Origin of the sequence: Thermosphaera sp. (genome assembly GCA_038827615.1) — an archaeon.
GTDB lineage: Archaea > Thermoproteota > Thermoprotei_A > Sulfolobales > Desulfurococcaceae > Thermosphaera.
Genome location: JAWBNK010000001.1, coordinates 173,814 through 197,498 on the forward strand (window position 1 = coordinate 173,814; position 23,685 = coordinate 197,498).

At 47.8% G+C, this 23,685-nt stretch carries 29 protein-coding genes and 3 tRNA genes; 17 read left to right on the forward strand and 15 right to left on the reverse strand.

Features of this window, described 5'->3' with window-relative positions; all coding sequences use genetic code 11:
* The first annotated feature begins 48 nt into the window (after positions 1-48).
* Positions 49-369 (forward strand): hypothetical protein, encoded by a 321-nt coding sequence (locus QXH45_01010; GenBank protein MEM2077834.1) that lies wholly within the window; start codon positions 49-51, stop codon positions 367-369.
* 9 nt (positions 370-378) lie between these two features.
* A complete protein-coding gene (locus QXH45_01015; protein MEM2077835.1) occupies positions 379-597 on the forward strand; it encodes a DUF2283 domain-containing protein in 219 nt (72 codons plus the stop codon).
* A 2-nt stretch (positions 598-599) separates the two neighbouring features.
* Here QXH45_01015 and QXH45_01020 read toward each other — a convergent pair whose 3' ends face one another.
* On the reverse strand, positions 600-905 hold the full coding sequence (locus QXH45_01020; GenBank protein ID MEM2077836.1) for a hypothetical protein: 306 nt from the start codon (positions 903-905) through the stop codon (positions 600-602).
* 11 nt (positions 906-916) lie between these two features.
* The gene (locus tag QXH45_01025) at positions 917-1,207 is read right to left on the reverse strand and encodes a NifB/NifX family molybdenum-iron cluster-binding protein (protein MEM2077837.1); all 291 of its coding nucleotides are present in this window, start codon (positions 1,205-1,207) and stop codon (positions 917-919) included.
* Positions 1,208-1,287: 80 nt separating this feature from the next.
* On the opposite strand from QXH45_01025, the gene QXH45_01030 reads away from it, so the two are divergent.
* The 5 genes from QXH45_01030 (at position 1,288) to QXH45_01050 (ending at position 6,890) form a co-directional block, all read left to right on the forward strand.
* Positions 1,288-2,133: an N-glycosylase/DNA lyase gene (locus QXH45_01030; GenBank protein ID MEM2077838.1), complete on the forward strand. Its 846-nt coding sequence runs from the start codon at positions 1,288-1,290 to the stop codon at positions 2,131-2,133.
* Positions 2,130-2,738: an HD domain-containing protein gene (locus QXH45_01035; protein MEM2077839.1), complete on the forward strand. Its 609-nt coding sequence runs from the start codon at positions 2,130-2,132 to the stop codon at positions 2,736-2,738. The genes QXH45_01030 and QXH45_01035 overlap by 4 nt, the downstream gene beginning before the upstream one ends.
* A 17-nt stretch (positions 2,739-2,755) precedes the next feature.
* Positions 2,756-3,895, forward strand: coding sequence for a radical SAM protein (locus tag QXH45_01040; protein MEM2077840.1), 1,140 nt, complete (start codon positions 2,756-2,758; stop codon positions 3,893-3,895).
* Positions 3,896-3,930: 35 nt separating this feature from the next.
* Entirely contained in the window at positions 3,931-4,329 is a 399-nt protein-coding gene (locus tag QXH45_01045) for a hypothetical protein (GenBank protein ID MEM2077841.1), read from the forward strand.
* A 113-nt stretch (positions 4,330-4,442) separates the two neighbouring features.
* Complete coding sequence (locus QXH45_01050) at positions 4,443-6,890, forward strand: valine--tRNA ligase (protein ID MEM2077842.1); 2,448 nt, start codon at positions 4,443-4,445, stop codon at positions 6,888-6,890.
* Here the strand turns inward: QXH45_01050 and QXH45_01055 are convergent.
* Together QXH45_01055 and QXH45_01060 are read right to left on the reverse strand one after the other, a co-directional pair.
* Positions 6,880-7,554 (reverse strand): PHP domain-containing protein, encoded by a 675-nt coding sequence (locus QXH45_01055; protein ID MEM2077843.1) that lies wholly within the window; start codon positions 7,552-7,554, stop codon positions 6,880-6,882. The two genes, QXH45_01050 and QXH45_01055, sit on opposite strands and share 11 nt — an antisense overlap.
* 64 nt (positions 7,555-7,618) lie before the next feature.
* Complete coding sequence (locus QXH45_01060; protein ID MEM2077844.1) at positions 7,619-7,861, reverse strand: hypothetical protein; 243 nt, start codon at positions 7,859-7,861, stop codon at positions 7,619-7,621.
* Between the two features lie 67 nt (positions 7,862-7,928).
* On the opposite strand from QXH45_01060, the gene QXH45_01065 reads away from it, so the two are divergent.
* Positions 7,929-8,666 carry a metallophosphoesterase gene (locus QXH45_01065; protein MEM2077845.1) on the forward strand — a complete coding sequence of 246 codons (738 nt, stop codon included), beginning with the start codon at positions 7,929-7,931 and terminating at the stop codon, positions 8,664-8,666.
* Here the strand turns inward: QXH45_01065 and QXH45_01070 are convergent.
* The 7 genes from QXH45_01070 to QXH45_01100 form a co-directional block, all read right to left on the reverse strand.
* Entirely contained in the window at positions 8,659-9,522 is an 864-nt protein-coding gene (locus QXH45_01070; protein MEM2077846.1) for a hypothetical protein, read from the reverse strand. The two genes, QXH45_01065 and QXH45_01070, sit on opposite strands and share 8 nt — an antisense overlap.
* 157 nt (positions 9,523-9,679) lie before the next feature.
* Positions 9,680-10,570: a RimK family alpha-L-glutamate ligase gene (locus QXH45_01075; protein MEM2077847.1), complete on the reverse strand. Its 891-nt coding sequence runs from the start codon at positions 10,568-10,570 to the stop codon at positions 9,680-9,682.
* Positions 10,571-10,574: 4 nt separating this feature from the next.
* Positions 10,575-10,904, reverse strand: a complete 330-nt coding sequence (locus tag QXH45_01080) for a hypothetical protein (protein MEM2077848.1) — start codon at positions 10,902-10,904, stop codon at positions 10,575-10,577.
* 37 nt (positions 10,905-10,941) lie between these two features.
* Positions 10,942-11,859 (reverse strand): hypothetical protein, encoded by a 918-nt coding sequence (locus QXH45_01085; GenBank protein MEM2077849.1) that lies wholly within the window; start codon positions 11,857-11,859, stop codon positions 10,942-10,944.
* Positions 11,820-12,641, reverse strand: coding sequence for an S-methyl-5'-thioadenosine phosphorylase (locus tag QXH45_01090; protein MEM2077850.1), 822 nt, complete (start codon positions 12,639-12,641; stop codon positions 11,820-11,822). Before QXH45_01090 ends, QXH45_01085 begins: the two co-directional genes overlap by 40 nt.
* Before the next feature lie 3 nt (positions 12,642-12,644).
* Positions 12,645-13,328, reverse strand: coding sequence for a phosphoribosyltransferase (locus QXH45_01095; GenBank protein MEM2077851.1), 684 nt, complete (start codon positions 13,326-13,328; stop codon positions 12,645-12,647).
* A 53-nt stretch (positions 13,329-13,381) separates the two neighbouring features.
* The gene (locus QXH45_01100) at positions 13,382-13,939 is read right to left on the reverse strand and encodes a flavin reductase family protein (GenBank protein ID MEM2077852.1); all 558 of its coding nucleotides are present in this window, start codon (positions 13,937-13,939) and stop codon (positions 13,382-13,384) included.
* Positions 13,940-14,007: 68 nt separating this feature from the next.
* Between QXH45_01100 and QXH45_01105 the strand changes: the two genes are divergently transcribed.
* The 5 genes from QXH45_01105 to ppa all read left to right on the forward strand — a co-directional run bounded on the left by QXH45_01105 (position 14,008) and on the right by ppa (position 17,253).
* Positions 14,008-14,092, forward strand: a tRNA-Leu gene (locus QXH45_01105).
* Positions 14,093-14,175: 83 nt separating this feature from the next.
* On the forward strand, positions 14,176-15,309 hold the full coding sequence (gene sucC / locus QXH45_01110; GenBank protein ID MEM2077853.1) for an ADP-forming succinate--CoA ligase subunit beta: 1,134 nt from the start codon (positions 14,176-14,178) through the stop codon (positions 15,307-15,309).
* Complete coding sequence (gene sucD / locus QXH45_01115; GenBank protein MEM2077854.1) at positions 15,309-16,172, forward strand: succinate--CoA ligase subunit alpha; 864 nt, start codon at positions 15,309-15,311, stop codon at positions 16,170-16,172. The genes sucC and sucD overlap by 1 nt, the downstream gene beginning before the upstream one ends.
* A gap of 77 nt (positions 16,173-16,249) precedes the next feature.
* On the forward strand, positions 16,250-16,663 hold the full coding sequence (locus tag QXH45_01120; GenBank protein ID MEM2077855.1) for a hypothetical protein: 414 nt from the start codon (positions 16,250-16,252) through the stop codon (positions 16,661-16,663).
* Positions 16,664-16,725: 62 nt separating this feature from the next.
* The gene (ppa, locus tag QXH45_01125; protein ID MEM2077856.1) at positions 16,726-17,253 is read left to right on the forward strand and encodes an inorganic diphosphatase; all 528 of its coding nucleotides are present in this window, start codon (positions 16,726-16,728) and stop codon (positions 17,251-17,253) included.
* A gap of 78 nt (positions 17,254-17,331) precedes the next feature.
* Here ppa and QXH45_01130 read toward each other — a convergent pair whose 3' ends face one another.
* Positions 17,332-17,688: a hypothetical protein gene (locus QXH45_01130; GenBank protein MEM2077857.1), complete on the reverse strand. Its 357-nt coding sequence runs from the start codon at positions 17,686-17,688 to the stop codon at positions 17,332-17,334.
* Positions 17,689-17,780: 92 nt separating this feature from the next.
* Between QXH45_01130 and QXH45_01135 the strand changes: the two genes are divergently transcribed.
* Entirely contained in the window at positions 17,781-19,202 is a 1,422-nt protein-coding gene (locus QXH45_01135; GenBank protein MEM2077858.1) for an ATPase domain-containing protein, read from the forward strand.
* 20 nt (positions 19,203-19,222) lie between these two features.
* Positions 19,223-19,546, forward strand: coding sequence for a hypothetical protein (locus QXH45_01140; protein MEM2077859.1), 324 nt, complete (start codon positions 19,223-19,225; stop codon positions 19,544-19,546).
* Here the strand turns inward: QXH45_01140 and QXH45_01145 are convergent.
* Positions 19,527-20,039 carry a hypothetical protein gene (locus QXH45_01145; protein ID MEM2077860.1) on the reverse strand — a complete coding sequence of 171 codons (513 nt, stop codon included), beginning with the start codon at positions 20,037-20,039 and terminating at the stop codon, positions 19,527-19,529. The genes QXH45_01140 and QXH45_01145 overlap by 20 nt on opposite strands.
* A gap of 92 nt (positions 20,040-20,131) precedes the next feature.
* Between QXH45_01145 and QXH45_01150 the strand changes: the two genes are divergently transcribed.
* On the forward strand, positions 20,132-21,496 hold the full coding sequence (locus QXH45_01150) for an ATPase domain-containing protein (GenBank protein ID MEM2077861.1): 1,365 nt from the start codon (positions 20,132-20,134) through the stop codon (positions 21,494-21,496).
* Between the two features lie 334 nt (positions 21,497-21,830).
* Here QXH45_01150 and QXH45_01155 read toward each other — a convergent pair.
* A tRNA-Gly gene (locus QXH45_01155) sits at positions 21,831-21,906 on the reverse strand.
* A 95-nt stretch (positions 21,907-22,001) separates the two neighbouring features.
* Between QXH45_01155 and QXH45_01160 the strand changes: the two genes are divergently transcribed.
* Positions 22,002-22,076: transfer RNA gene (locus tag QXH45_01160), tRNA-Glu, on the forward strand.
* 252 nt (positions 22,077-22,328) lie between these two features.
* On the opposite strand, the gene QXH45_01165 is transcribed toward QXH45_01160, so the two are convergent.
* A complete protein-coding gene (locus QXH45_01165; protein MEM2077862.1) occupies positions 22,329-23,567 on the reverse strand; it encodes a pyridoxal-phosphate dependent enzyme in 1,239 nt (412 codons plus the stop codon).
* Positions 23,568-23,685 lie beyond the last annotated feature (118 nt).

Consider the following 23,685-nt stretch of genomic DNA (forward strand, 5'->3'; position numbering starts at 1 on the left):
TAGTTTTTATCAGCCAGGAATCTACTCGGTTGAAGAGGTGAGAATCGAATGTCTTCCTCGACGCGAATAACTGACAAGGAGCTGAACGAAGCGCTTATGGATAAGCAGGAGAAGAAGCCGGTCGACGAGAAGCAACGATGGGTCAACAGGATCATGAAGAGTGCTAAACAATACCATAAGATATGCCCTTACTTCGACAAGAGGACGAAGATGTGTTTCATAACTCTCGGGACGAAGTGCGACAGAGAGGGAAAATTCGATACATGCCCGGTGTTCAAGGCGTTCTTAGAGAAGAAATTCGACGAGTACAAGGCGAAGAATCAGCCACTGCCCTTGGACTTCTCAGATGTTGTAGCATCCCCGTTGTAGGTGTGAGACTTGGAGAAGAAGTATTTCGTGGAGAACATCGGAAATGCTTGGATAGAATACGATCGGCAGAACGACATACTTTACATAAACTTCACGGATGAGACCAGCGACGCTGATGAAGAAGTGTTAAGCGAGGATGGTGACGTCGTGTTTAGGCTGAAGGAGGGACGTTTAATATCACTAATGATTTTAAACTTTAGCGAGAAAATCGGCGCAACCATTCTCTAGGGTCAATACGCGTCGCCCACGCCTCTCAACATTCTCCTCGCGAAAGAGTATTCAAGCGGTAGCAGCTTACTGATCTCAAGAAACAGCTCTTCCGACCCCTCGCCTATGAGATCGATCAACACTGTGTCGCCTCTCAAGTTGATAAAAGCCATAGTGCTTCTACAAGCATACGTGATAGTTTTCTCAAAGGAGCCGTAGGCCTCCACATTCTCCTCGAATATTTTAACACAGCCCCTCTCTCCAAAGATTTCGTACAGGCTTCCTTTGAGCTTGGAGTACAAAGTATCTATGAGGAAGTGCGGTATCACTTTTACCCCCATTAAATACTCTCTATAAACTCCTTGAACCTCACGGGTTTTACAACGTATACTCTGACCCCTGCTTCCTCTACAGCGAATTCTTTCTCGTCAGCTATGCCCGAGGTGACTAGGATGCTTGCATCGTATTCTTCGAGCAGTTCCTCGAGAGTATCTACGTCGTTTCTCGGGGAAGGTATCTCGGCGATAATTCTCCTCGAATCCATATCGTACACTACTAGCTTCTCCGATGTAGCTAGGGGCGAGATTCGTTCCTTATCGACGGTTATAAATATTATATTGTTTCCAGCCATGAACACACCAATATCAAGGATACTGGCTTCAACAACTTATAAATAACGAGTAGAAATATATCTGGGTGAGGCTTCTGGGAATGATCATTGATTTGGAGAGAGCTAGAGAGATAGGGAGAATGCTAAAAGTTTTCTCGCACCTTACTCATGTTTTCGAGAGAAACGATCCACAGTACCGAGCGGTAGAGAAGATAGTGGAAGCGAAAGGATGTAGTCAGGCCGCGCTAATCGTGCTGGGTAACTCCCTTGCAAGCTACAAGCTCAACGTGAGAGGAGAGGAGTATTGGACTGCGCTCGCAGAATATATTTCACGTTCCGAAGGCACTCCGGAAAGAGCCCTTATCCGGTTCCTATCGGATAGGAGAGACCTCGCTCGCTTAATAGATCAAAAGATAAGGAGGATTCAAGCATTCTTCAAAAGCGAGCTTAGTAGGGAGTTAAGCGTAGATGGTCTGGGATATTGTTCGCGTCTCAACGCATTGAGGAACGAGCTAGCGGCCTCGCTGAATACGAGCAGGAATTCTAAGACGATTTTGTTCGCGGTGAAGATGTATTACTATTTGTGCTCAGCGTGCGGGAGGGATACTGGGGAAGATATCGACCTCCCAATAGACTCGAGGAACTCAAGGCTATCCTTATGGTCTTGCATCGTGAGAGGGTGTCATGGAGGGTTAGATGTCTGTGCAGAGAAGCTGATGAGGGATCCCTATAGAGGGGAGCTGGTTCATGCTTGGAGAATAGTATGTAAAGAATCAGGCATTCCATGCGTAAAGCTCGACTCTGTAACATGGCTTCTAACTGGCGTCCTCGCGGATTCAGGCTTGAACCCGGAGGTTGCTAAGTCGAAGATCTTTGAAAAGTTCAATATTGAACTACCTCTTGAAGTAGTCGAAGAGTTTTTAAAATGCACGGGTGATTCCGAGTGAACTTAAGTATACTGGAGCAGTTATCCAGGAGCCTCCTCGGAGGGGATTTTGACCACGGGTTTCCCCATGTAGAGAGAGTGTTGAACTGGGCTAAGAGGATCTCTTTCCACGAGGATTTAGAGGTAAACTGGGAATTGTTAAAGACGATAGTCCTCCTACACGACCTCGGTAGGATGGTCGGAGAACCTCACGCTTACTATTCTGGACTGATAGCGGAAGAATTACTAGGAGAAATGGAGGCTCCACCAAGCTTCAAGCGCAGAGTCGTCAACGCGATCCTATTCCACAGCTTCTCCTATAGGAGGAGGGAGAAAGTGAACCCGGAGTCTACGGAAGCACTCGTTGTCAGCGATGCTGATAAGTTGGATGCTCTCGGAGTTGTGGGGTTTCTCAGAGTATTCCTGTTCAGCTTCAAGCATGGGAGGAGTTTGGAAGAAACCCTCAGGCATTTTGAAGAGAAGATCTTCAATCTCGACAGTGAATTGTTCTTCAACTACTCGAGGACTCTAGCTGAAGAACTGGCGGCGAGGACGAAGAAACTGGTGGGTGATCTTCTCTCTGAGCTTAGCTCAAACTCCCTGGGTAAGAGTGATAAGGGGTATTGAAGAATTTTTACCAGTGGATGAGAGTTTTGGAATGGTTTATAACGATGATTCGTGCACGACCCGACGCTATTCTAGTATGGGATGATCCGGATGTATGCGAGAGACTTTCATGGTATTACAGCGTGATGAAGAATTTGAGGCCAGCTAAGTTCATGATAGCTAAACGCGTCCGAGTCGAAGAAAATCCATACAGGATGGATTTGCCGACCGAGGAACTATGGAGGATCCACGATAAAGCATCATTAGACTTTAAGAAAATATTCGATGAAGTTAGAAATGATGCCCTGAGTATTGATAAGCTTGAGGAGCCTGAATACAGTCTCATTGACGCTAAGATAGCTCTGGCTTACAGGCTATACTCTCCATGTAGGTTGTGTGAGAGAAGGTGTGGTGCTCTAAGGAGTCGAGGCAAGCCTGGAGTTTGCTCAATGGATAGGGAGTGCATCGTCCACTCCTACTTCCACCATATGGGCGAGGAAGCCCCTCTGGTACCCAGTGGAACAATATTCTATGGGGGGTGTAATTTCAAGTGTGCTTTCTGCCAAAACTACGATATAAGCCAGGTCTCCCCTAGGAGCGGTGAGAGGCTCACTGCCGAGGGCTTGGCGAGGATACAGGAGTCGTTAAGGAATAGCGGGGCGCGCAATATAAACCATGTAGGGGGAGAGCCCACTCCACACTTGCCTTTCATACTCGAGAGTCTGAAGCACGTTAAAGTGAATACGCCCCAGCTTTGGAACAGTAATATGTACATGAGCCTAGAGTCCATGAAGCTCTTGATAGATGTGATAGACATATGGTTGCCTGACTTCAAGTACGGATCCGATGAGTGCGCGTGGAGGCTCAGCAGAGTGAGGAATTACTGGGAGGTCGTAACTAGAAATCATAAGATCGCTTACGAAAACGGAGACATGATCATTAGGCATCTCGTCCTACCGAACCATATCGAGTGTTGCACGAGAAGGGTTTTAGAATGGATTTCTCAAAACACGCCGAGGGTGCTTGTGAACATAATGGAGCAGTATAGACCGGAACACTTAGTCTTGAAATACCCGGATAAGTATCCCGACATTAAAAGACGCCTCACCCGCGAGGAATTAAGGAAAGCGTATGAGATAGGGGATGCGCTCGGCATAGTATATAAGCCCGTTTCATAGTCTAGGATAGTCGAGCGGATTCTACGGTGAACTATTTGGATAGCGGTGAAATCCAAGTAAGCGAGTACTACTTCAGCGATTACTTCAGGGTTGTGCTCCTCAGGGATGGAGACCAGTTCATCGCATCAGTCGACGTCTACAGGAAGGGCTGGTTTTTCAGCGGTCATGAAGAAAAATGCGTCTCTGACAATAGAGTATGCATGATGTTCAAACGCGTTGATCCATCTATACTTCCCAAGGATTTTTCATTAATCATAGACCAAGTAATCATAGTGGGAGCTAGGATTTCGGGAGTCGAAGAGACCATTAGTGTTAAATGGGTGTTGAAGAAAGAGCCAAGCTACGACGAAATCTCAAGGATATATGAGCTGTCGTGGAGGATAATAGGTTGTAAACCTCCGTTGCCGGAACCCTTCCACATAGCTTGTGATTGAATTACCTCTAAGGCCGGCTCTCCCCTATTCTGCTTAGTCTGCACGGTGAGCAATTCTTTATATTCTCCATGCACATGAGAAATAATTGTATCAGTTTATTTAAAGGGTTTAACATGGAGGAGTACACGCCTAGGCTCAAGGAGACGAGGTGGAGCCTCGACAAAGAGAAGGAATTACTGAGTAAATGGGAGAAGGAGAAAATAGGAGCTTTCGAGTTTTCCCCTGAAGACTTGAGAGAAGTAATAGCTATAGATACTCCCCCACCGTATGCCAGCGGGAAGTGGCATGTAGGGGGAGCCGCTCACTATGCCCAAATAGACATGATTGCTCGGTATTTCAGGATGAAAGGATACAACGTATTGGTCCCGTTTTACGCTGACAGGAACGGCCTTCCCGTCGAAGTCCAAGTTGAAAAGAAGCTGGGGGTTAATCCTCACGAAATGGCTAAGACCCCCGATGGCAGGGAGAAGTTTCTCGAGGCATGTAAGGCATTCCTAGATGAGGCGGAAAGGGACATAGTGAGCGTCTGGAGAAGGCTTGGATGTAGCTTCCAGTACTGGGTAAACGGTACCGACAGCCCCGAGTATAGAACTCTCACTCAAGCCACTTTCATAGAGCTCTTCAAGAAGGGACTGATATACGAGGCGGAGAGACCGGTGAACTGGTGCCCAAGGTGTAAGACTAGTCTCGCGGACGCTGAGCTTGAGCATGAAGAGGAGGAGGGAGAATTATATTACATCAGGTTCAAGGTTTTAGAGACGGGCGAGGACCTTATAGTAGCTACGACGAGGCCGGAGATGCTTAGATCGTGTAAAGCTCTCGTGTTCAACCCGTCTGACGAGAGGTATGTCAAGTATAAGGGCATGCATGCCATAAACCCCCTTTACGGTCACGAGATGCCGATACTCGGGTATGAGGAGGTAGATCCGGAGTTTGGAACAGGATTGGTAATGGTGTGTAGCTATGGGGATCAAGTAGACGTTAAAATGTTTAGAGAACTGGGATTGGAGCCGGTGATCATCGTAGACAGGGATGGAAGACTTAACAGTGAAGCTGGAGAGTTGGCGGGGTTAAGGGTCGATGAAGCTAGGCGGAGGGCTGTGGAGCTTTTAGAATCCAGGGGAAGGCTGGAGAAGAGGGAGAAACACGTTCACAACGTCCCTGTTTGCTGGCGGTGTAAGACCCCCGTTCAAATAATTCATTCCCGCGAATATTTCCTGAAGCAACTTGAATTCAAGAACAAGATACTCGAGACTATTGACCTGATGGATTTCAAACCTCCGATGCACAAGAAGAAGCTCGTGGATTGGGTTTATAGTGTTTCGACGGACTGGCCCATCAGCAGGGACAGGTATTATGCGACAGAAGTCCCCGTGTGGAGATGTAGGAGATGCGACTCCACGCTGATACCAGAGCCCGGGAGATACTACCGTCCATGGAGAGACCCGCCTCCATGGGATAAATGCCCGGTCTGCGGTGCGCCGGCCGAGGATATCGAGGGTGAGAGAAAAGTCTTCGACACATGGTTTGACAGCAGCATATCAGTCCTATACGTCACAGGGTACTTGAGAAACCCTGAATTGTTCAAGAAGGCCTTCGGAAACACTCTGAGACCACAGGGTCAGGACATCATTAGGACTTGGCTGTACTACACTATTTTGAGAACATACTTGTTGACTGGTCAGCCGGCTTTCAGATGGGTCAGGATAACGGGGATGGGTCTCGACGAGAAGGGCGAGGCAATGCATAAGTCTAAGGGAAACGTCATAGACCCCGAGCCCTACGTGGAGAAGTATGGTGCTGATGCCTTTAGATACTGGGCAGCGGCAAGCAGTAAGCTTGGATACGACTATAGGTTCAGCGAACAGTTGATTAAAACCGGGCTCTTGTTCGCCACCAAGCTCTGGAACATAGCGAGGTTCGTGTCGAACTTCCCCGAGCCGGAGGACTATGAGCTGAGACCTATCGACAGGTCAACGCTGGCCCTGTTCAACAAGATCTTGGTTAAGGTCGACAGGGCTTACAGCGAGCTCGACGTCTATGAGCCTGCCAACCTGATATATAGTTTCACATGGGATTATTTTGCTTCGAACTATCTCGAGTTGGTGAAGTCTAGGGCGTACAACCGGGAGGAGAAGTACTCGAAGCTTGAACAGTACGGTGCATGGTACACTCTGCACTATATTCTCCGAAGAATACTCAGGATGCTGGCTCCCATAATGCCGTTTATTACCGATGCGATATACAGGGAGCTGTATGGAGAGAGCGTTCACGTCCAGAAGTTCCCTGAACCCGATGAAGAATTCGCCGAGGCCTCAACAAAGCTTGCCGAAACGATAATAGAGGTGAACTCCGCAATCTGGAGCTACAAGAAGAAGAATAATATAAGGTTTAGCGAGCCCCTTAGAGACAAAGTATATCTACCATCTCTATTAGAGGAGGCTTTAAAGGAGATTGTGGATTTGCATAAACTAGAAACAGTCGAGTTCTACGAGGAATCGCCGCCAGAGGATGCTGTGAGCATTGGAGGCGGAGTCTACATATCTCCTTTCACTCCCTGATCCCGCCTAGACTCCTTATTCTGTGTTCAATGCTCCATGACAGTCTTTTCACCATCGAGCGAAAGGGGTATCTACCCTGTACGGGTTTTACCCTGCCCTTCAATAATGCCTCGAAGACCTCGGAGACTGTCAAGTCTTTAGCGTCTACAAGAGTGTAGGCAACCCCGACATGCTCGAGAATGTGTGCGTCGCTATTAGCAATCCCCGGCAGGTTGAGCATTCTTGCAGCTTCCACAGCTTTTTTGTTTGCACCAGTTGTAGCTCCTGCATTCCAAACCTCTATAGCACTCCACCCCTTGTATTCGAAAACCTTATCGCCTATTCCAAACCTCATTACGTCGAACGGGTGTGCCGGGACGACTAGGCAATTGTTTTCTCTAGCCTTATCTATTAGAGCATCCAGTGCTCTGGGGAAATCGACGGCTTCCCGACAATACAGTAAGACGTCTCCATCAATCGTCCTTACCTCCACCCCCATGATCACGACGATGTTGTTCGATGACGATGACAACCTGCTGGCCACCATGCTTCCGTGAAAAGTATCGTGGTCAGTTATAGATATGATAGATAATCCGCTTGCTACGGCGTAGTCTACAATCTCTTTAGGGCTTGCCCTTCCATCACTATATCGTGAGTGAATATGTAAGTCGGCTTTAAAGCTCATTAGCAGACCCACGTGGATGAGGATTCCAGCAACAGTTTTGTCGGGAACTAGGCTGAAAACGTTTTTAAATAGGGTAGTAGGGCTTTAACTCTGATTTACAGTAAGGGCACTTGTAGTGGACCCTTCTAGCATCGGCCCCGCAGAAGTAGGCTTTGATGCCCTGGCTGAGGCACTTAGGGCAGTAGTAGGCGTTGTTCTCCTCGTAGGCTTCGAAAAGATCGATGCTGGTCTTACATATTATGCATTTCTCGCTCGTCCACCCCTTATGTCCTGGCTTGTTGACACCCTTAATCAAACCGCTGGTCATTTAAACCACCATCTACTAGAGAGATATATTATTAGTTTTTTAAAATTAACGATTAGGTGGAATACTGTTGATAATCGCCGCTACAGGCGATGTTCACTCACCGAGGTTTCTTGAGTTATTCGCTAAATCCCTCGGCGAGCTGAACGTCAAGCCCGATGTATTCATACTACTGGGCGACAACGTTGATAAGAACTCAGTGGAGGCCTTCGGCCACGTGATCCAGTTGATAAGGAGAAACCTTCAAAACGTTCTCGTGGTCAGCGTTTTCGGGAACGAGGAGTACAGGGGTTTCGAGGAAAAATACGTCTCAAAATACCGTGAAGTAGTATGGCTTAACGACGAGTCAAAATTTTTCGAACTAGAAGGCTTTAGGATGTGCATAGTGGGCACTAGAGGTGCCCTGGAAAAACCGACTCCATGGCAGGCCAAGAACATTCCTGGCATCGCGGCCTACTACAGGGGCCTCCCCGAGAAGATCGAGAGCCTTCTTAGAGAGTGTAAGAATTTTTCGGCAAGCTACACGGTACTGGCTTCTCACTACGGTGTAACCTACTCAAACCTCAAGGGCGAGGACCCAGCTGTTTACCCCTACCTCGCGTCCCCCAGGATGAGCGATGTCATAAAAACGGGTCTTGTAGACCTCGTTCTCCACGCTCACGCGCATAACGGGGTTGTTGAACGTGTTTTACTGAACAACGTCCCAATTATCAACGCATCCCTTCCCGCAAGGCGTAAAATAGTTACCTTTGAGGCCTCAACGGGGAGAAGGAGCATTATGGATTGGATTAGGGGGCCTCCTAAGTAAATCCTTCGAAGACCGCTAGGGCACCGAGAACCGATACTATGTCAGCGTAGTGATTCAGACTTACCCCCTGTTTGCCTAGGAGCAGGTCTGCCTCGTATAGCTTCCTCGCCCCCTCCTTGCTCGTCATCAGGCCTAGGCTCCTGGCCTCGTCGATAATCCTTTTAGCATCAGAAGTCATGAAGGGCTCTGCGATGTCCAAGTAGATGGCGACCAAGGCGTTGTTCAAATCCTTAGCCTTCCTGTAATACTCTGCGATCTTCTTCAAGTAGTTGAATACGAGGGTTTCACGCGAATCGAGGAGAGTGAAAGCGGGTTGCTTGGAGCCGAGCGTTTTGAAGACCTCGCTGAAGGAAACGCCCGACTGCACTATCGTTATCTGGTCTACGCCCGTAGAGGATAAATGTTCATACAGGTCTGCCCTACCTACGGTTTTGAAAGCATCAATCATTGCCTTAACCTCTCCCCACTTGTTAATCGAGAGCACTAGGTCCAAGCTCCTCTTGAACTTGCTGGTGTCGCTTGAAACGCTCACGACGTTACTATGTCCTATCGCAATCGACAAGACCAGTAGGGGGATGGTGTAGGAGGGATGGCAGTTGCCGCAGAACCTGTATGATTCTCGCATCAGCCTGCCGGCGAGTTTTCCAAGCTCTACGCTCGCAAAGCTTAGCTCGCCCTTCCTCACCCTCTCCCCTATGGAGAAGGCTTCATCTATAACATGTATTGATGAGACGATATTGCATGAAGCTTCATCGAAGATTCTCAAAGGCTTCAACCTGTGCAGGCTCCCGGGTTTGAAGTACGCGTTGAGACCCGTTAAAGCCCCGTGTAAAAAGCTCCTTGTTACTTCGTTCACCAACGTGCACACCTAGATAATGCTTTACTGCACAAGGAATTATTAATGTGTATTAGTCAGGCTGAGAGCTCTTCTTCACGTATCCGACGGTTCGCTATTCATCATCGAAAACAATTATGCTTGAAGTTATTTAAAATAATGCCATAGGGAGGAAACACTACTTCCTAATCTTCTCGACTAAGTATTCAATAATGTAGTCGGGCGGATTAACCCCGGTAGCCGACCTCAACCCCTCCCAATATGGGAAAGCATTTACTTCGAGGATGTAATGCTTCCCTGTTGAAACGTCTTCGGCAATATCTACTCCTGCGTAGTCAAGCCCGAGCACTGATGAAGCCTTCAAAGCTGTATCAAAGATTTCAGGCGCATCAGCCTCTCTCACGGGTTCTCCAACAGCTCCTCTGGCAATATTGGTTTTCCAGCTGGACTTGCTCACTCTCTTCATGGCGCCGATAACGCGGTCCCCGACGACGAAAACCCTGTAGTCGTAACCCGGCTTCTCGAGGAATTTCTGCAGGTAGCTTGCGACCCCAACGTTCATCAAGCTCCTAGTGGTTTGAAAAGCGAGGTCAGGGTCTTCGATCAGCGCGCTTCCAAGCCCCAAACTCCCCATTAGAGGTTTATAGACTATTTTCTTCTTTCTCTCAGTATATTTCATTGCAGAGAAGGGGTTCTCAGTCACCATGGTGTCGGGAACGGGTAGCCCATGGAGCGATAGTCTGAGCAGGCTTCTCCACTTATCTTTCGCTACTAGGGCGTTTGAAGGTTTGTTGATAACCGTTGTAATGCTCGACAAGGTCTCAAGAACTCCAAGCCTTTTCTCGAAGACATCAAGGCTCATAACGAGCCCGATGCCGCGAAGTACTGCACCATCGATGCTCACAGGCTCATCCCGCGCCTTAACGACGATTTTACCATCTTCGATCACAGCGTCAAGGAGGGGGAGCTTCAAATACACTGGTTCAACTCCTCTCTTCTTTGCAGCCTCCATTAGATCGACCACGCTTCGGGGAGGCTGCCTCCTGTAGTCGATAATACCTATCTTCAACTCTTCAACCCCATGAAACTATTACTGAGTATACTAGGGCGAGCATGCCCAATCCAGCAACATAGAGTATGCTGGAGAGGCTCGAGAAGCCGTTCAACAATAAGCCTGTTAAACCCCCTAGGATAATCGAAGTCGTGGAGAGATATGAAAGGGCCTTGGCCTCACTAATGCTGCGGGTGGATGCGTACTTGGATACAAGAATCATCGACGCGAGCACTACGATGGCACCGGCTACAACATAGTAGAGTTCTACAATATAGGTCGAGATAGCTGTTCCCAAATAAGATACGATCAATGCTAGATCAACGTGCTTTTTGCCGAGTCTAATAGGCATTGAATCCCCTCTCATGAAAATGTGGAGATAGGGTATTTTAAAGTATCCTCAACCTGTCAACGTAAAGTGATAGGAGTGCTAAGTATAATCCGGCCTCCAAGGGGTCTGTATTAAACATGAGCTCGAACGCCTTCAAGCCCATGCGAGCGTACTTGAACTTCAATTCTCTGACGTAGTATTCTTCAACGCTTGTCGATACTAGAACTAAGTTACCCGGCCCAGTAACGCTCTCGGCATACTCGTACCGAGTTTTTAAGCCCACACGCCTTAATGCTTCATTAAGGAAGAGGGAGGGGGCCTCCATGAGCTTGCTCGAAGTAATCACAGCGTCCTCAAGTGATAGGATTTTGGCAAGGGGGTCGGAATACCTCTCGACTAGCTCGTCCACAAGTCCTACGAACCCCTCCCTGCTGTGCTGGAATAGCCTGGCCCCGCGCGCTTCAAGCTTACCCTTATACAAGCCTGAGAGAGCGTGATTCACTGCGAAAGCCATCACGAGAGATGCTTCAAGCTCATCCCCTCTATCAATGTAGACTGGGTTGTAGCGGTCTAGGATACTCTTAACTCTCTCGTCCGCGGGCTTTACGGTGACAGTTAGCATTTCATGATTGAGTAGCCTAGCCACCTGCATTATGTTCAACAATCCCGCGTATGGATTGCTCGCAAAAACTAGGATTCTCCACCCCTCTCTATAGGCTAAGCCGTATAGAGATACTGCTGGTACGTCGCTGATGAAGACGTTGAGCTCGGGGTCAACCGTTGATACATGCCATAGCGCGGTCGAAGCTGGGAGATATCCTTGCCTATTATAGGCTATGATCAAAGGCTTTCGGCTACCGGTTAAAAAGGCTTCGATCGTCTCCGATACTCTACTAGCCTCTCTTTCTAAATCCTCGACTAGCCTCGTGAAGCTCGCTAGACCAGCGCGCTCTCTAAGCTTCTGCAACAACTGCATAACTTCTCATCCGGCTTCTCCGGGAGTTTCTCAATGATTCTTGGAAGCAAGCTCTTAGCTTTAACGGTATTCTCCGACATGGTCCTGACGACTTCCTCAGCGGTCACAGGCTTCTCAGCCCACACATCGTAGTCAGTAACCATCGACACTGTTGCGTAGCACATTTCAGCCTCGCATGCGAGATTAACCTCCGGCACTAGAGTCATCCCTATAATGTCTGCCTTGAAAACATCTTTCCAAACCCTGCTCTCCGCTCTCGTGCTGAACCTGGGTCCTTCGATGCATACATATGTTCCCCTCCCGTGAATTCTTATACCCGGGGTTTCAGAGGCCGCTTCCAGGATAATGCGTCTCAAATGCTCGCAGAAGGGATCGGCGCAACTCACGTGACCTACAACTCCTCCCTCGAAGAACGTGAAATCCCTGACACCCTTAGTCATATCTATGAATTGATCGGGTACGACGAAATCGCCGGGCCTATAGTCCTCCCTCAGGCTCCCGACGGCTGAGAAGGCTATAAGCCACTTCACCCCGATCGTCTTCAACGCCCAAATGTTAGCCCTATAGTTTATTCTATGCGGGGGTATCCTGTGGCCTCTCCCATGCCTTGGGAGAAAGGCAATAGTTTTTCCTTTTAGCTCTCCTATGATGATGTTATCGCTTGGAGCTCCATAAGGAGTGTAGACTTTGATCTCCCGAAGGTTTTCAAGCCCAGGTAGATCGTAAATACCGCTTCCACCGATCACTCCTATGGTAGCCCTATGCTTGGGCTCTACGAGCACGGCTCAACCCCTGAATCTGTACATTTGCCTGACATCGTCATACTCGAGTATTTTCTTCTCCACGAGTATTCTCAGGGCGTCGCGATAGTATTTTTCGCCTACGTCTATTCCATACCACTCTTTGAACCCTTTGACTATCTCTTCATAACTCCACTCTTGTTTTCCGGTTTCCTTGAATGTTTCGCTCACCATTCTCTTAATGAACTGGTAGGTGTCTTCGAGCCTCGTCCACGGGTACTGGAACCATATCCACTCTCTGACATCTATGTAGTAGTAATCTGGCTTGTATTTGGCAACAGGGCTAATCCACTGTAACGCGGCGGTTTTAACGCTTCTCGGACCCCATTTCTCAGCTATGAACTCTTTGGCAAGCTTTAACGTCTCACCCGTGTCAACTATGTCGTCAACTACTAGCACGTTAAGGTTTGAAGCATCTATTATTGTGGGGAACTTGATAACGGCTTTTTCCTCGGCTTTCGCTGCCTCAGTCCAGTGTTGGCTTTGTATGCTCGCTAGATTGTCTATACCGAGAAAATCGCACAGAAGTCTCGCGGGGACAAAGCCGCCTCTAGCCACGGCGACGACTAGGTCTGGTTTAAAACCGTCTTCTCGGATTATCCTGGAAAGATTCCAAGTCCAGTCTACGATCTCCTCCCACGAAACTAGTTGTGCTCTAACCCGAGGCATCCTCATCACATGAGATATTAATGATGTAGTGAGATATAAGAGTTTTAACTAAACTACTTGGAAGCCCTTATTAGATTGCCAGTAGTAGTGAAGCTTCTGCCGGCCAAGTGGAGAAGTATCTTCGCTTTAGACAGGTTCCAGCCGTATTTTTCGTAAACGCTTTCATCCACGTGAATCGCTTTGGATTCACAGATGAACAGCGTTGACTCTCCCACCGGTATTTTCTCCTTTACAACGCATTCGACAAAGCCTAAGACGCCCTCAAGCCCGGGCGTTGAAATATACTTGGAAGGAGTTGGCTTGAGGTTGAGCAGTTTGAACTTATCCACTTCGGCACCTGACTCAGAGCCCGCCTTCCACGCCAGTTCAACGTGATTCTCGCCCAGCACGTTTATCGTGAGCTCCCCCGTCTCCATGATGTTTCGATGAGTTAAACTACCTCTCCAAATGGATACAGCAATCAGTAACGGGTCGTCGTAGATGGGTGAAACCCAGGATGCAGACATCACGTTTAATCTCCCATCCTTACCCTTGGAGACGATCAAATACACCGGCCTGGGATGGAGGACATGGTAATCGTTCGGAGATGCTTCGACATACATTTCGGACATCCTTTTTCAAAATATGTAGTAGCCGGTTAAAGAATATAAAAGCCCAGTATGCATTAAACATTTTTGAAGCGGGGATGCCCGAGCTTGGCCAAAGGGGCCGGGTTGAGGACCCGGTGGCGTAGGCCTGCGTGGGTTCAAATCCCACTCCCCGCACTATTTCATCCTTCTTAGCTGATTCGCATGTCTTGGTTTACTTTTTAATCAGTGCCAACATATACTTAAACCGGTGTTTCTGCTTGAAACTCTACGAGTACGAGTCCAAGGAGATCGCTAGAAACTATGGGGTCCCCGTTCCAAGGGGCAGGGTTGTTTCAACCCCTGAGGAAGTCTTGAAAGTAGCAGAGGAGCTGGGACCTGTAGTGTTGAAGTCCCAAGTCCTGGTTGGAGGCAGGGGTCTAGCGGGCGGGGTTTTAAAGGCTGAAACTCCCGGCGAGGCTTACGAGAAGGCAAAGAGCCTCTTGGGGCGAGAGATTAAGGGTGAAAAAGTTGAGAAACTCCTTGTCGAGGAGAAGGTTTGCATCTCCCGCGAGTACTATGTATCCATAACTGTCGACCGGGCTTCGAGGCAAGCGGTCTACCTGGTCTCTTCAATGGGTGGTGTCGAGATAGAAGAGCTCGCTAGGAAGCATCCTGACATGATCAAGAAGATGCCGGTGAGCCCGATGGTTGGCTACACAAGCTACATGTCCAGGGAGGCAACGGTTTTCATGGGTCTGCCCTGGGAGTTAAGTGCATCCGTCGACAAGATCCTTTCAGCAATGTACAAGATCATGGCGGATTATAGTGCGGAGCTCGTGGAGTTCAACCCTCTCGCCCTCACATGCGACGGTAAACTCGTAGCCCTTGACGCTAAGATCATCGTCGATGATAACAGCTTGTTCAAGCACCCGGAGCTCCAGCCCTTGTTTGGGAGAGGGTTGTCGAGCTTCGAGAGGAAGGCGAAGGAGTTGGAGTTCAATTATGTTGAGCTCGACGGCGACATAGGCGTGATAAGTAATGGAGCCGGGCTCACAATGGCCACCATGGACGCCATCCTATACTACGGGGGCAGACCAGCGAACTTTCTCGATATCGGTGGTGGAGCTGGTAGAGATAGGGTTAAGGAGGCCGTTAAGCTACTGCTAAGTCATCCGAAGGTCAAAGTATTGCTAGTGAACATTTTCGGCGGGATAACCAGGTGTGATGAAGTAGCTCGTGGAATAGTAGACGCCTTGGCGGAAACCGGCGTGTCAAAAACCATCGTTGTCAGGATGCTTGGAACCAACGAGGAGGAGGGGAGGAAAATACTTGCCGAGAAAGGTATCACTGCGTACTCGGAGATGGATGAAGCGGTCTCCAAAGCAGTCTCCTACGCTAGAGGTGGTGAGTGATGGGCATCTTACTATCTAAGGAGACCAGGGCAATAGTTCAAGGGATTACTGGGAGGGAAGGAAGCTTCCACGCCAAGCTTATGCTGGAGTATGGGACAAGGATAGTTGCTGGCACATCGCCAGGGAAGAAGGGGTTAACAGTCCACAACATTCCAGTTTACAATACCGTTGGAGAGATAGTTCGCGAGCACGGCGAGGTTGATGCTTCAATAATATTCGTCCCGGCGAGGTTCGCGCCGGACGCAGTGTACGAAGCGGTCGATAATGGAGTCAAGCTGGTGGTTGTCATCACCGAGGGTATATCCTTGCACGAGGAGCTGAGGTTTGTGAACTACGCTAGGAGCAAGGGAGTAGTTGTCGTTGGTCCAAACACTCCCGGCATCATGACTCCCGGAGAGGCTAAGCTTGGGATCATGCCCTCTCACGTCTTCAAACCGGGAAGGGTGGGATTGGTTTCGAGGAGTGGAACGCTGACATACGAGGTGGCCCGAGAGCTTGGGAAACACGGATACGGAGTATCCACTGTGCTGGGGCTTGGAGGAGACCCCGTCACTGGTCTCGACTTCATAGATGCTTATAAGATGTTCCTTCAGGATGATGCAACGACTCACGTGGTATTAATAGGCGAAATAGGGGGAGACGCGGAGGAGAGGTTTGCTAAATACTACGCCGAGCTTTCAGTAAAGAAGCCTGTAGTAGCTTATGTAGCAGGTAGGACGGCTCCCCCAGGTAAGAGAATGGGGCATGCCGGCGCCATCATATCGATGGGCATAGGTGATTACGCGTCGAAGAGGCGGGCTCTCGAGGAAGCCGGCATTCCGGTTGCTGACACGCCTTCGCAAATACCCCTCCTTTTACGCTAATTAGAGAATGATTTTTCGGAAAAATTTTTATAATGAAAAAATCAATTATTATTAAGTCGTATTAGAGGAGGATTTGAATGAGTCAGATAATTAAAGAGTACTCTTCCTTTGCCGAAGTAATAAAATTCATCGACGAATCAATAGCTTCCCTGAGGCAGCAGCTCGCTGAAAATCTCAAGAAGCTGGAAGATGCTCGAGCAAGGGCTGAACAAGCGAAAAAACTCAGAGAACTGCTCAAGTCCCTGGCTGGCGAGGAGATATCTGGTGCGGGGAAGGTAATTGATTTGAAGGATGCCAAGATACTCGTCAACCCAGACCCTGTCACCGAGCTCCAGGTCATTGAAGAAGCTATTGAGAGGATAAACAGGACGATACTCTCACTACAGAACTTGAAGAAGGCGTTAGAGCCCTGGAGTAGCGTGGAAGTCCCCAACAAGATTACTGTCGTAGTCAAGGAGGGCATTCCATCCTCATTCATCCTGAGGCTTTAGGCTTTACTGTTTTTTAAACCAGTACTCATTTAATAATTCTTAGAAGTTTCACGGTGGTAGGCATGAGCGTGTATGATAAAATCGGGCCCGGGTCCAAGGCGCCTGAGGAAGTAAATGTCGTAATAGAGATACCAGTGAACTCAGGCGTTAAATACGAGGTCGATAAGGAGTCAGGGGTTTTGGTAGTGGATAGGATACTATACACTTCAATGGTGTACCCTTTCAACTACGGGTTCATCCCTGGAACCTTGGAGGAGGACGGCGACCCTGTTGACGTATTAGTAATATCATACGACCCGTTAATACCGGGTTCCGTCATAAAAGTCAAGCCCATCGGTGTATTAGAGACAGAGGATGAGAAGGGGCGGGACGCTAAAATCGTGGCTGTTCCATCAGGCAAGATAGATCCGAGGTTTGAAAACATCAATGATATAACCGATGTGCCCGAAGCCGTTAAACAGCGGATAGAACACTTCTTCGCTCACTACAAGGAGCTTGAGAAAGGGAAGTGGGTTAGAGTTGTTGGATGGAGGGATGCGGGAGAAGCTAAACACCGGATAGCCAGGGCGATAGAATCCTATAGGAAGTAGCACATAATTAAACGCGATCTTCGAGTTTTACTTAATTAAGAATGAGTTATGAATGAGTAAGCGATTTTAACGCGGCAATTACTTTACCTTCCTCAACAATTCAGCCATTTCATCTCTTGCCCTCTCCGGGTTTTCAATGAATAAATCACTTAACTCCTCCTCTTTCCCATAGGGGTTTTCTCCGAGTACCATGAACACTGGGATTATGATCATTTCTTTGACTATGAATTTGACTGATTCAATGCTTCCCTCGTAGTATTCGAGAAGAAGATCCTTGAACAACCTAGGGTTCGTGAAGAACAATTCTATGCAACCGATCCTCGCCCTCCCCTTACACACAAACTCCTCAAGCGCGAGTCGGAGTGCCAGCCCGATGCGTTTCGAATGATAATCAACCTTTCTAAGCAAAGCAGGCAGCAGTGGCTCAGGACTCATCGTCGCCCCTGATTAAATATTGTAAGCAATCGTATAAAAAGCATGGCTCGCGCTTGAATTAATGTTTTTAATCAAAGCAAGATATATATAAAATGAGCGGTTATATGAAGTATTCTACCGGCACAAGCGAGCTAGACTCCCTTATTGGTGAAGCATTGTACCCGGGGACAACAATAGCTGTCGTGGGGCACCCCGGAGCTGGGAAGACAACTTTTGCATCACAATTCTGCCACGCCAATGCGCTACTGGGGCATAAATGTTTGTACATTAGTTTTCAGGAAGAGAAAGAGAAGCTCTATAGAAACATGAAAAGACTAGGGATAGATCTAGAAGAGCTGGAGAAGAAGGGTTTATTCAAGCATGTAAGGCTTCCAATGATGGTCGTAGTTGATGAGGTGATCAGGGAAATATCCAATTTAATCGCTCAAGCAGGCTTTGACGCGGTAGTCGTCGACTCCGTCAACGCGCTTCTCGAGCCTTTGAAGAGCAGAGAAGATCAGAGGATGGTCTTGCAGAACTACTTTTACGAGCTCTCCCGCACTTTCAAGGGTGTGCTAGTCCTCTTAGCTGAGATCCCCATGGGAGAAGAAAGGATCAATCTTGGAGCAATAGAGTTTATCGCAGACATAATCATTATTTTGAAGCACAGGGTTACATACGGATTGTTGACGAGGATACTTGAGGTCCGGAAGGCTAGAGGCGCCCCGCTCAAGGTCGTAGAAATACCGTTCAACATTATCGAGGGTTTTGGTGTACGAGTATATCCTCCTCCCAGGTTTGAGAAAATAGCTCTCGGGAATGGAAAACCCCTTTCATCGAAGCTCTCCCTCACGAAGACGGTGTTTAAAACCCTATTGAAAGGGGAGAACGTCTTCATTACTTACTCACCGATGGCCCGCTCGGGACTTCCCGTCCTATTATTACTGGATTTCCTCGTCTCGAACAATGCCAAGGCATTACTGATTTCCTATACTTACTCAAGGGACGAGGTAGTGGACGCAGTCGTCGAGAAAGTAGTTAGGTATGGAGGTATCCCCAGGTATGATGCTCAAAGGTTGTTGACCAAGTATCTTAGGGTCGAATCGATAAATCCCGTTGGAGAAGCGATAATTGCTTTACACACATCGTCAGTTCAAATGGTCGAGCAGTTGAATCCCGATATCGTAATCTATCACGGAGTCGAGGTATTCAGTAAGGTTGCAGATCCGCGCGAATACTGGTCCTCACTGATAAATGAGCTCGCATGGTATAAGAACAAGGGCGTGACGGTGTTCCGATTCGGCTCCTGCACTCCTAAAGATTGGTGTCAAATGAACGCAGCAGTCTCGGACGCGGTGGTTAGAGTGAACTACGAGTATAGGGAGGGTAGGGTTACTCCCGTAATCTACTCGTGGAGGAGGGCCCATTCGCCATCTTACATTGAGCTGACAGACCCGGTTAGAAGCAACCTCATGAAGGAGTTCCAGGAGCTCGTGAAACCCGTCTTAGCAGATTCAACCGAGTCATTGGAGTAGCGAGAGAGAAGGGTTAGCTTATGGCGCGGTTGGAGGGTTTAAGGAGGCTGGTTGAAGATTATATGAGGCAAGTCTCTCCGGGCTTATATTATTCCCTGGAATCAGCGTGTTTGAAGAATAAAGGTAAGACGTGCATTGAGCTCCTCGTCGAGAATCCAGCAGAGCTCAGGGAGATACTTGAGAGAAAGTATGGGAGCAATTCATCAATCCGAATAGTCTCCCGCTTAATAATATACCCCATAGTCTCGAAGTTTAAAGGCGATGGAATAGTAGATGATTATTTAAACTTGTTCCTTGAAAACCCATCAGAGTTTAAAAAGAGGGTCAAGGAGTTTTTCTCTTAACCGATCGTTTTTCAGCGATATCCATAGCCTTCCTCACGAGCTTCTCATGATGTTTTTCATCCTCTATGATCTTGTTTATTATCAAGGATGTTGCTTCTGCTAGCCCCGCATCTCGTTCCGAGAGAGCATCCTTCAGCAGGGGGAGGATGATTCGAGTGAACGTTTCCTCGCCTACAAAGTTTTCCACGAGCTCAAGATCTTTCAAATACTCCGGCAGCGAGATTTCTATTGCAACGTCTAGTCGAGAGGTGAGGGATTCTACTCGCCTCCAAGGCTCTCCGACAATTTCTCGACAGTTACCGGGTGGTTCAAGGAATCCCAGCCTCCTCGCTAACTCCACAAAGATTTGCGAGTGTGTTCGGCTATCCATCGATATTAATTGGAGAATAAGCGATACCGACTCATCACTTACTCTCTGAGATAGTTTCTCGTAGAATGATGCAGTAAACATTTCAAACTGCGCAATACAATAAACTATTGAATCAGCATTCATTTCGACTCCCCAAATTCGAACGCATGTCTAAAAATATATATCCCTGAAAAAGAAATTTAACTATTTAGTGTTGAATACGGGTTTCAACAACAATGTTCGAAACCGGGATCCCGGGCATTGAAGAATTATTAAGAGATGCTTTTAAACCGGGCACGCTCATGTTGATAACAGGTTATCCTGGAGCAGGTAAAACGACCTTTGCGACTCAAATATGTCATGCTAATGCTTTGAAAGGATTGAAAACCATATACTACTCTTTCCAAGAAGAGAAGAGCAAGTACTATGCCATGATGAGTAAATACGGTATGGACTTATTGTCGCTGGAGAAAAAGGGTCTCTTCAAATATGTGAGCATGCCTTTGATTAAACGTGTCGAGGACTTGATCAAGGAGATATCAGCATCTGTAAGTGAAAACCCGAACATCATCGTGTTAGACTCAATAAACCCATTGATCGAGAGCTTTGAAAAGGATATTGATAGAAGGGCATTCATCAGAAACTTTTTCGCAGAGCTGGCTAGAAATATTGATGGAATCGTCATCCTCATCGGTGAGATTCCCTTTGGAGAGAGAACGCTATATTTCGGGGGGATAGAGTTCACCGCTGATGTAGTCGTAAATTTAAAGTATAGATTCGAGAGAGGATTGTTGGTGCGGCACTTAGAGCTGAGGAAGCTCAGACACTCCCCATTATTTATCTCGGAGATACCGATAAGCATCAGAGAAATGGTTGGGGTCGAGGGATGGATACCTCCTGTTTTAAGCACAATCGATCACACGCTAGCAAAGCCTTTCGACCTCCCGAGCAAGTTATTGAGCAGCGTCGTAGAGAATCTTAGGCCTAGCGAACACTTATTCATCTCACATCCTCCAGAGAACGAAGATCCGTTCGTCTTCGTATTCATTCTTTCAACGCTGTTTCTCAATAAGGCCAGAGCAGTAATGATCACTTATAAGCGTTCACCACAAAGCCTCAAGATGTGGATGAAACGGACGATCTCCAGGGAGATGCCTGCTCTCCATAAGCTCATAGAGGGATTGGATAATTATCTGATCATTCATGGTATAAATCCATACTCATATTCGGCTACGCAACTTATAGCGCTGGAAACCCAGCTGGTTAGAAAAAACAAACCGGATGTGGTCATTTACCATGGCGTCGAATTGCCTTATTACGTTATAAATCGCGACGAATACGTATCTCTCATCTATAACGAGATAAATTATCACAGGCTAGATGGAAGATTAGTCATCAGGATAGGTGGAATCATCGATGAGGAATTCTATAAAGTAAACAGCACGCTAGCAGACGTTATCATGAAGTTTGACTTCGATAAGGAGCAAGGCAAGCCTGAGACTAAATTGTTGATTATTAGGAAAGGGCTTTCGCCTAGAGAATTTACTCCCAGCGAACTCGAACAAATAATTAGTGAGATCAATAACGCGTTATCTAAATGACTCAATGCAGTATTTTACTCTCTCTTACGACTAGACTTGTCTAAAGATATTCCTCAACACCAAATCTTAGAGTTAAACATCGAGAAAAACCTCAAGGAGAACATATTTAGAAATCGTGAAAAATTAGTAGTGTTAAATTCATCCCCCCACTCATCAACCCCCTCTAAAAGCCTGAATGATAAAAGGGCTAGTTTTGCTAGCGGTTTCGAAAAGAACTATAAGAGACGCGTTCATCGTATCCAGCCCAGCTCTTAACGATTATTGCATGAAAACTCGGTACTTGTGGATTGGAGGGCGAATCATTGGTGTGAGCAATTCCTTTAAATAAGAGCAGTGCGGCGGCCGGGATTTGAACCCGGGATTTCCGGCGTGGCAGGCCGGCGTCCTAGTCCAGGCTAGACGACCGCCGCTTCAATAATAAGTGATTAACACTCGGAGGTTTTAAATATTCACGCGTCAGACCGGTAAAGTATTTAAGAGCTCTACAGACTATTTTGAAAAATAGGCCGCCGTAGTATAGCCCGGTCAAGTATGCGGGCCTTTCGAGCCCGTGACCCGGGTTCAAATCCCGGCGGCGGCATTCCAAGCCTTCTCGGATTAACTTTAGCTCTTGACTACGTAGGGACTGGAGAGGAGTGAAAGAGTGGTATCGGACTTAAAACACCGACCGTATAATCAAATCCTTCGAGGTAGGATTAACTGGTGGTATATGGCGTCAAGTCTCAAAGCGAGGCATTATCTCCCGAGCTTCTTTTGGAACAGGTAACCGGGATTAACTGGCCTGAAAAATTTTTCATCTATAATTGAGCTTATGGGAAAGCCTGTAACGGTATTAAGCTTTTAACGGAATGTTTCGGATTTTCGACTCGGCGTTTTCACCGGATCCATTTATGCAAGGTCTTGCTAGAATAGTTTCTAACAGCTCAATGTATTTCACTCCATGGTCGGGGACGATCAATATTGCATCGCCCTCCACGCCCCCCTCATCTATCAGCTTACTTAGGGCTTGCGCTGCTGCACCAGCGCTCAAGCCAAGAAGGATACCATCGCTTCTAGATACTTGGATAACTCCCTCGAGAGCTTCTTCAAGCGAGACATCTAAAACGCCGTCAAGTTCAGCATACTTAATCCACTTCATCCCAGTCTCAACCCGCCTCAACCCAGGTATGAACGAGCCTTGTGAGGGCTGAACGCCGTAGACTTTCACCCCTCCATACATGTTCTTAAAATAAAGCGATAGGGCTGATATGTGACCCGAGGTACCCATGCCAGACACGATTAAACTCGGCTTCAGCCCTTTAATCTTCACCTGGTAGTCGAGTTCCTTCGCTGTCCCGCGGAGGTGTGCTATAAGGTTTAAATCGTTTTCAAACTGGTTAAGGACAACAGCTCCTTCTCTCCCAGCATCCTCAATTACTTCTCTAATTAACTGCGTTGTCAAAGGGACGCTTCTTCTCGAGACTTCAGCACCCATCGCTGCGAACAAGTAGTCCACGCACCTCTGAGCAGTTGATGGAAGGTAGATTCTCGTCTTGAGCCCGTAGAAGTTGCCCAGGCCAACGAGCCCGAGCCCAGTGTTCGTCGATGTAGGTTCGAAGAGCCTCGGATGCTTGAGCAGCCCTTTCTTCAAGGCGTGGGATATCATAGCTGAAGCAACCCGGTCCTTAATGCTGAGGCTGAATGGATGATACCATTCGAGCTTGGCCCAAACCCTCGCACCGTTCTTACTGAGTGATTTCAGCCTTACAAGAGGGGTGGGGGCATCTTTCTCTGCAAGCTCGGCAACGCTCTCAAATACTCTCCCAGGATTCTTCGTGAGGCTGCGGTAATAGTCCAGAGCTTCAAGGGGGATGCGCTCGCCAAGCTCCTCCGCCTGCTCGGCAACAGGTACAAGCCCTGCTCCGAGAGCCCAGAGTGAAGCGTATACTTCGATCCCCTTCAAAACCCTGCCGCCCCCGTCTATCATAACGGGGTGTGTAGACTTGGCTTTTAGGATGTCCTTCAACGTCTCTATGAAATCGGGCAGGGGCGGGATTTCCGATTTAATCGTGTCAACAGCGGCAAGCTTCACCTATCTCCACCCTTCTCTAAATCGGTATAACAGTGTTATACCTCTTTAAAAACAATCAACACGCCCTCCAGGTCTGGGGATGTAGTTTCAAAAACCCCGCTGGATTTAAGAGGACCGC

Excerpts from the sequence above, each read along its gene's own strand:
- QXH45_01150 (MEM2077861.1), top strand. The coding sequence starts at position 20,132 with ATGTTCGAAACCGGGATCCCGGGCATTGAAGAATTATTAAGAGATGCT.
- QXH45_01040 (MEM2077840.1), top strand. The coding sequence starts at position 2,756 with ATGAGAGTTTTGGAATGGTTTATAACGATGATTCGTGCACGACCCGAC.
- QXH45_01050 (MEM2077842.1), top strand. The coding sequence starts at position 4,443 with ATGGAGGAGTACACGCCTAGGCTCAAGGAGACGAGGTGGAGCCTCGAC.
- sucD (MEM2077854.1), top strand. The coding sequence starts at position 15,309 with ATGGGCATCTTACTATCTAAGGAGACCAGGGCAATAGTTCAAGGGATT.
- QXH45_01055 (MEM2077843.1), bottom strand. The coding sequence starts at position 7,554 with ATGAGCTTTAAAGCCGACTTACATATTCACTCACGATATAGTGATGGA.
- QXH45_01095 (MEM2077851.1), bottom strand. The coding sequence starts at position 13,328 with ATGCCTCGGGTTAGAGCACAACTAGTTTCGTGGGAGGAGATCGTAGAC.
- QXH45_01100 (MEM2077852.1), bottom strand. The coding sequence starts at position 13,939 with ATGTCCGAAATGTATGTCGAAGCATCTCCGAACGATTACCATGTCCTC.
- QXH45_01130 (MEM2077857.1), bottom strand. The coding sequence starts at position 17,688 with ATGAGTCCTGAGCCACTGCTGCCTGCTTTGCTTAGAAAGGTTGATTAT.
- QXH45_01060 (MEM2077844.1), bottom strand. The coding sequence starts at position 7,861 with ATGACCAGCGGTTTGATTAAGGGTGTCAACAAGCCAGGACATAAGGGG.
- QXH45_01025 (MEM2077837.1), bottom strand. The coding sequence starts at position 1,207 with ATGGCTGGAAACAATATAATATTTATAACCGTCGATAAGGAACGAATC.
- QXH45_01135 (MEM2077858.1), top strand. The coding sequence starts at position 17,781 with ATGAGCGGTTATATGAAGTATTCTACCGGCACAAGCGAGCTAGACTCC.
- QXH45_01030 (MEM2077838.1), top strand. The coding sequence starts at position 1,288 with ATGATCATTGATTTGGAGAGAGCTAGAGAGATAGGGAGAATGCTAAAA.
- QXH45_01085 (MEM2077849.1), bottom strand. The coding sequence starts at position 11,859 with ATGCAGTTGTTGCAGAAGCTTAGAGAGCGCGCTGGTCTAGCGAGCTTC.
- QXH45_01080 (MEM2077848.1), bottom strand. The coding sequence starts at position 10,904 with ATGCCTATTAGACTCGGCAAAAAGCACGTTGATCTAGCATTGATCGTA.
- QXH45_01120 (MEM2077855.1), top strand. The coding sequence starts at position 16,250 with ATGAGTCAGATAATTAAAGAGTACTCTTCCTTTGCCGAAGTAATAAAA.
- QXH45_01140 (MEM2077859.1), top strand. The coding sequence starts at position 19,223 with ATGGCGCGGTTGGAGGGTTTAAGGAGGCTGGTTGAAGATTATATGAGG.
- QXH45_01010 (MEM2077834.1), top strand. The coding sequence starts at position 49 with ATGTCTTCCTCGACGCGAATAACTGACAAGGAGCTGAACGAAGCGCTT.
- QXH45_01145 (MEM2077860.1), bottom strand. The coding sequence starts at position 20,039 with ATGAATGCTGATTCAATAGTTTATTGTATTGCGCAGTTTGAAATGTTT.
- ppa (MEM2077856.1), top strand. The coding sequence starts at position 16,726 with ATGAGCGTGTATGATAAAATCGGGCCCGGGTCCAAGGCGCCTGAGGAA.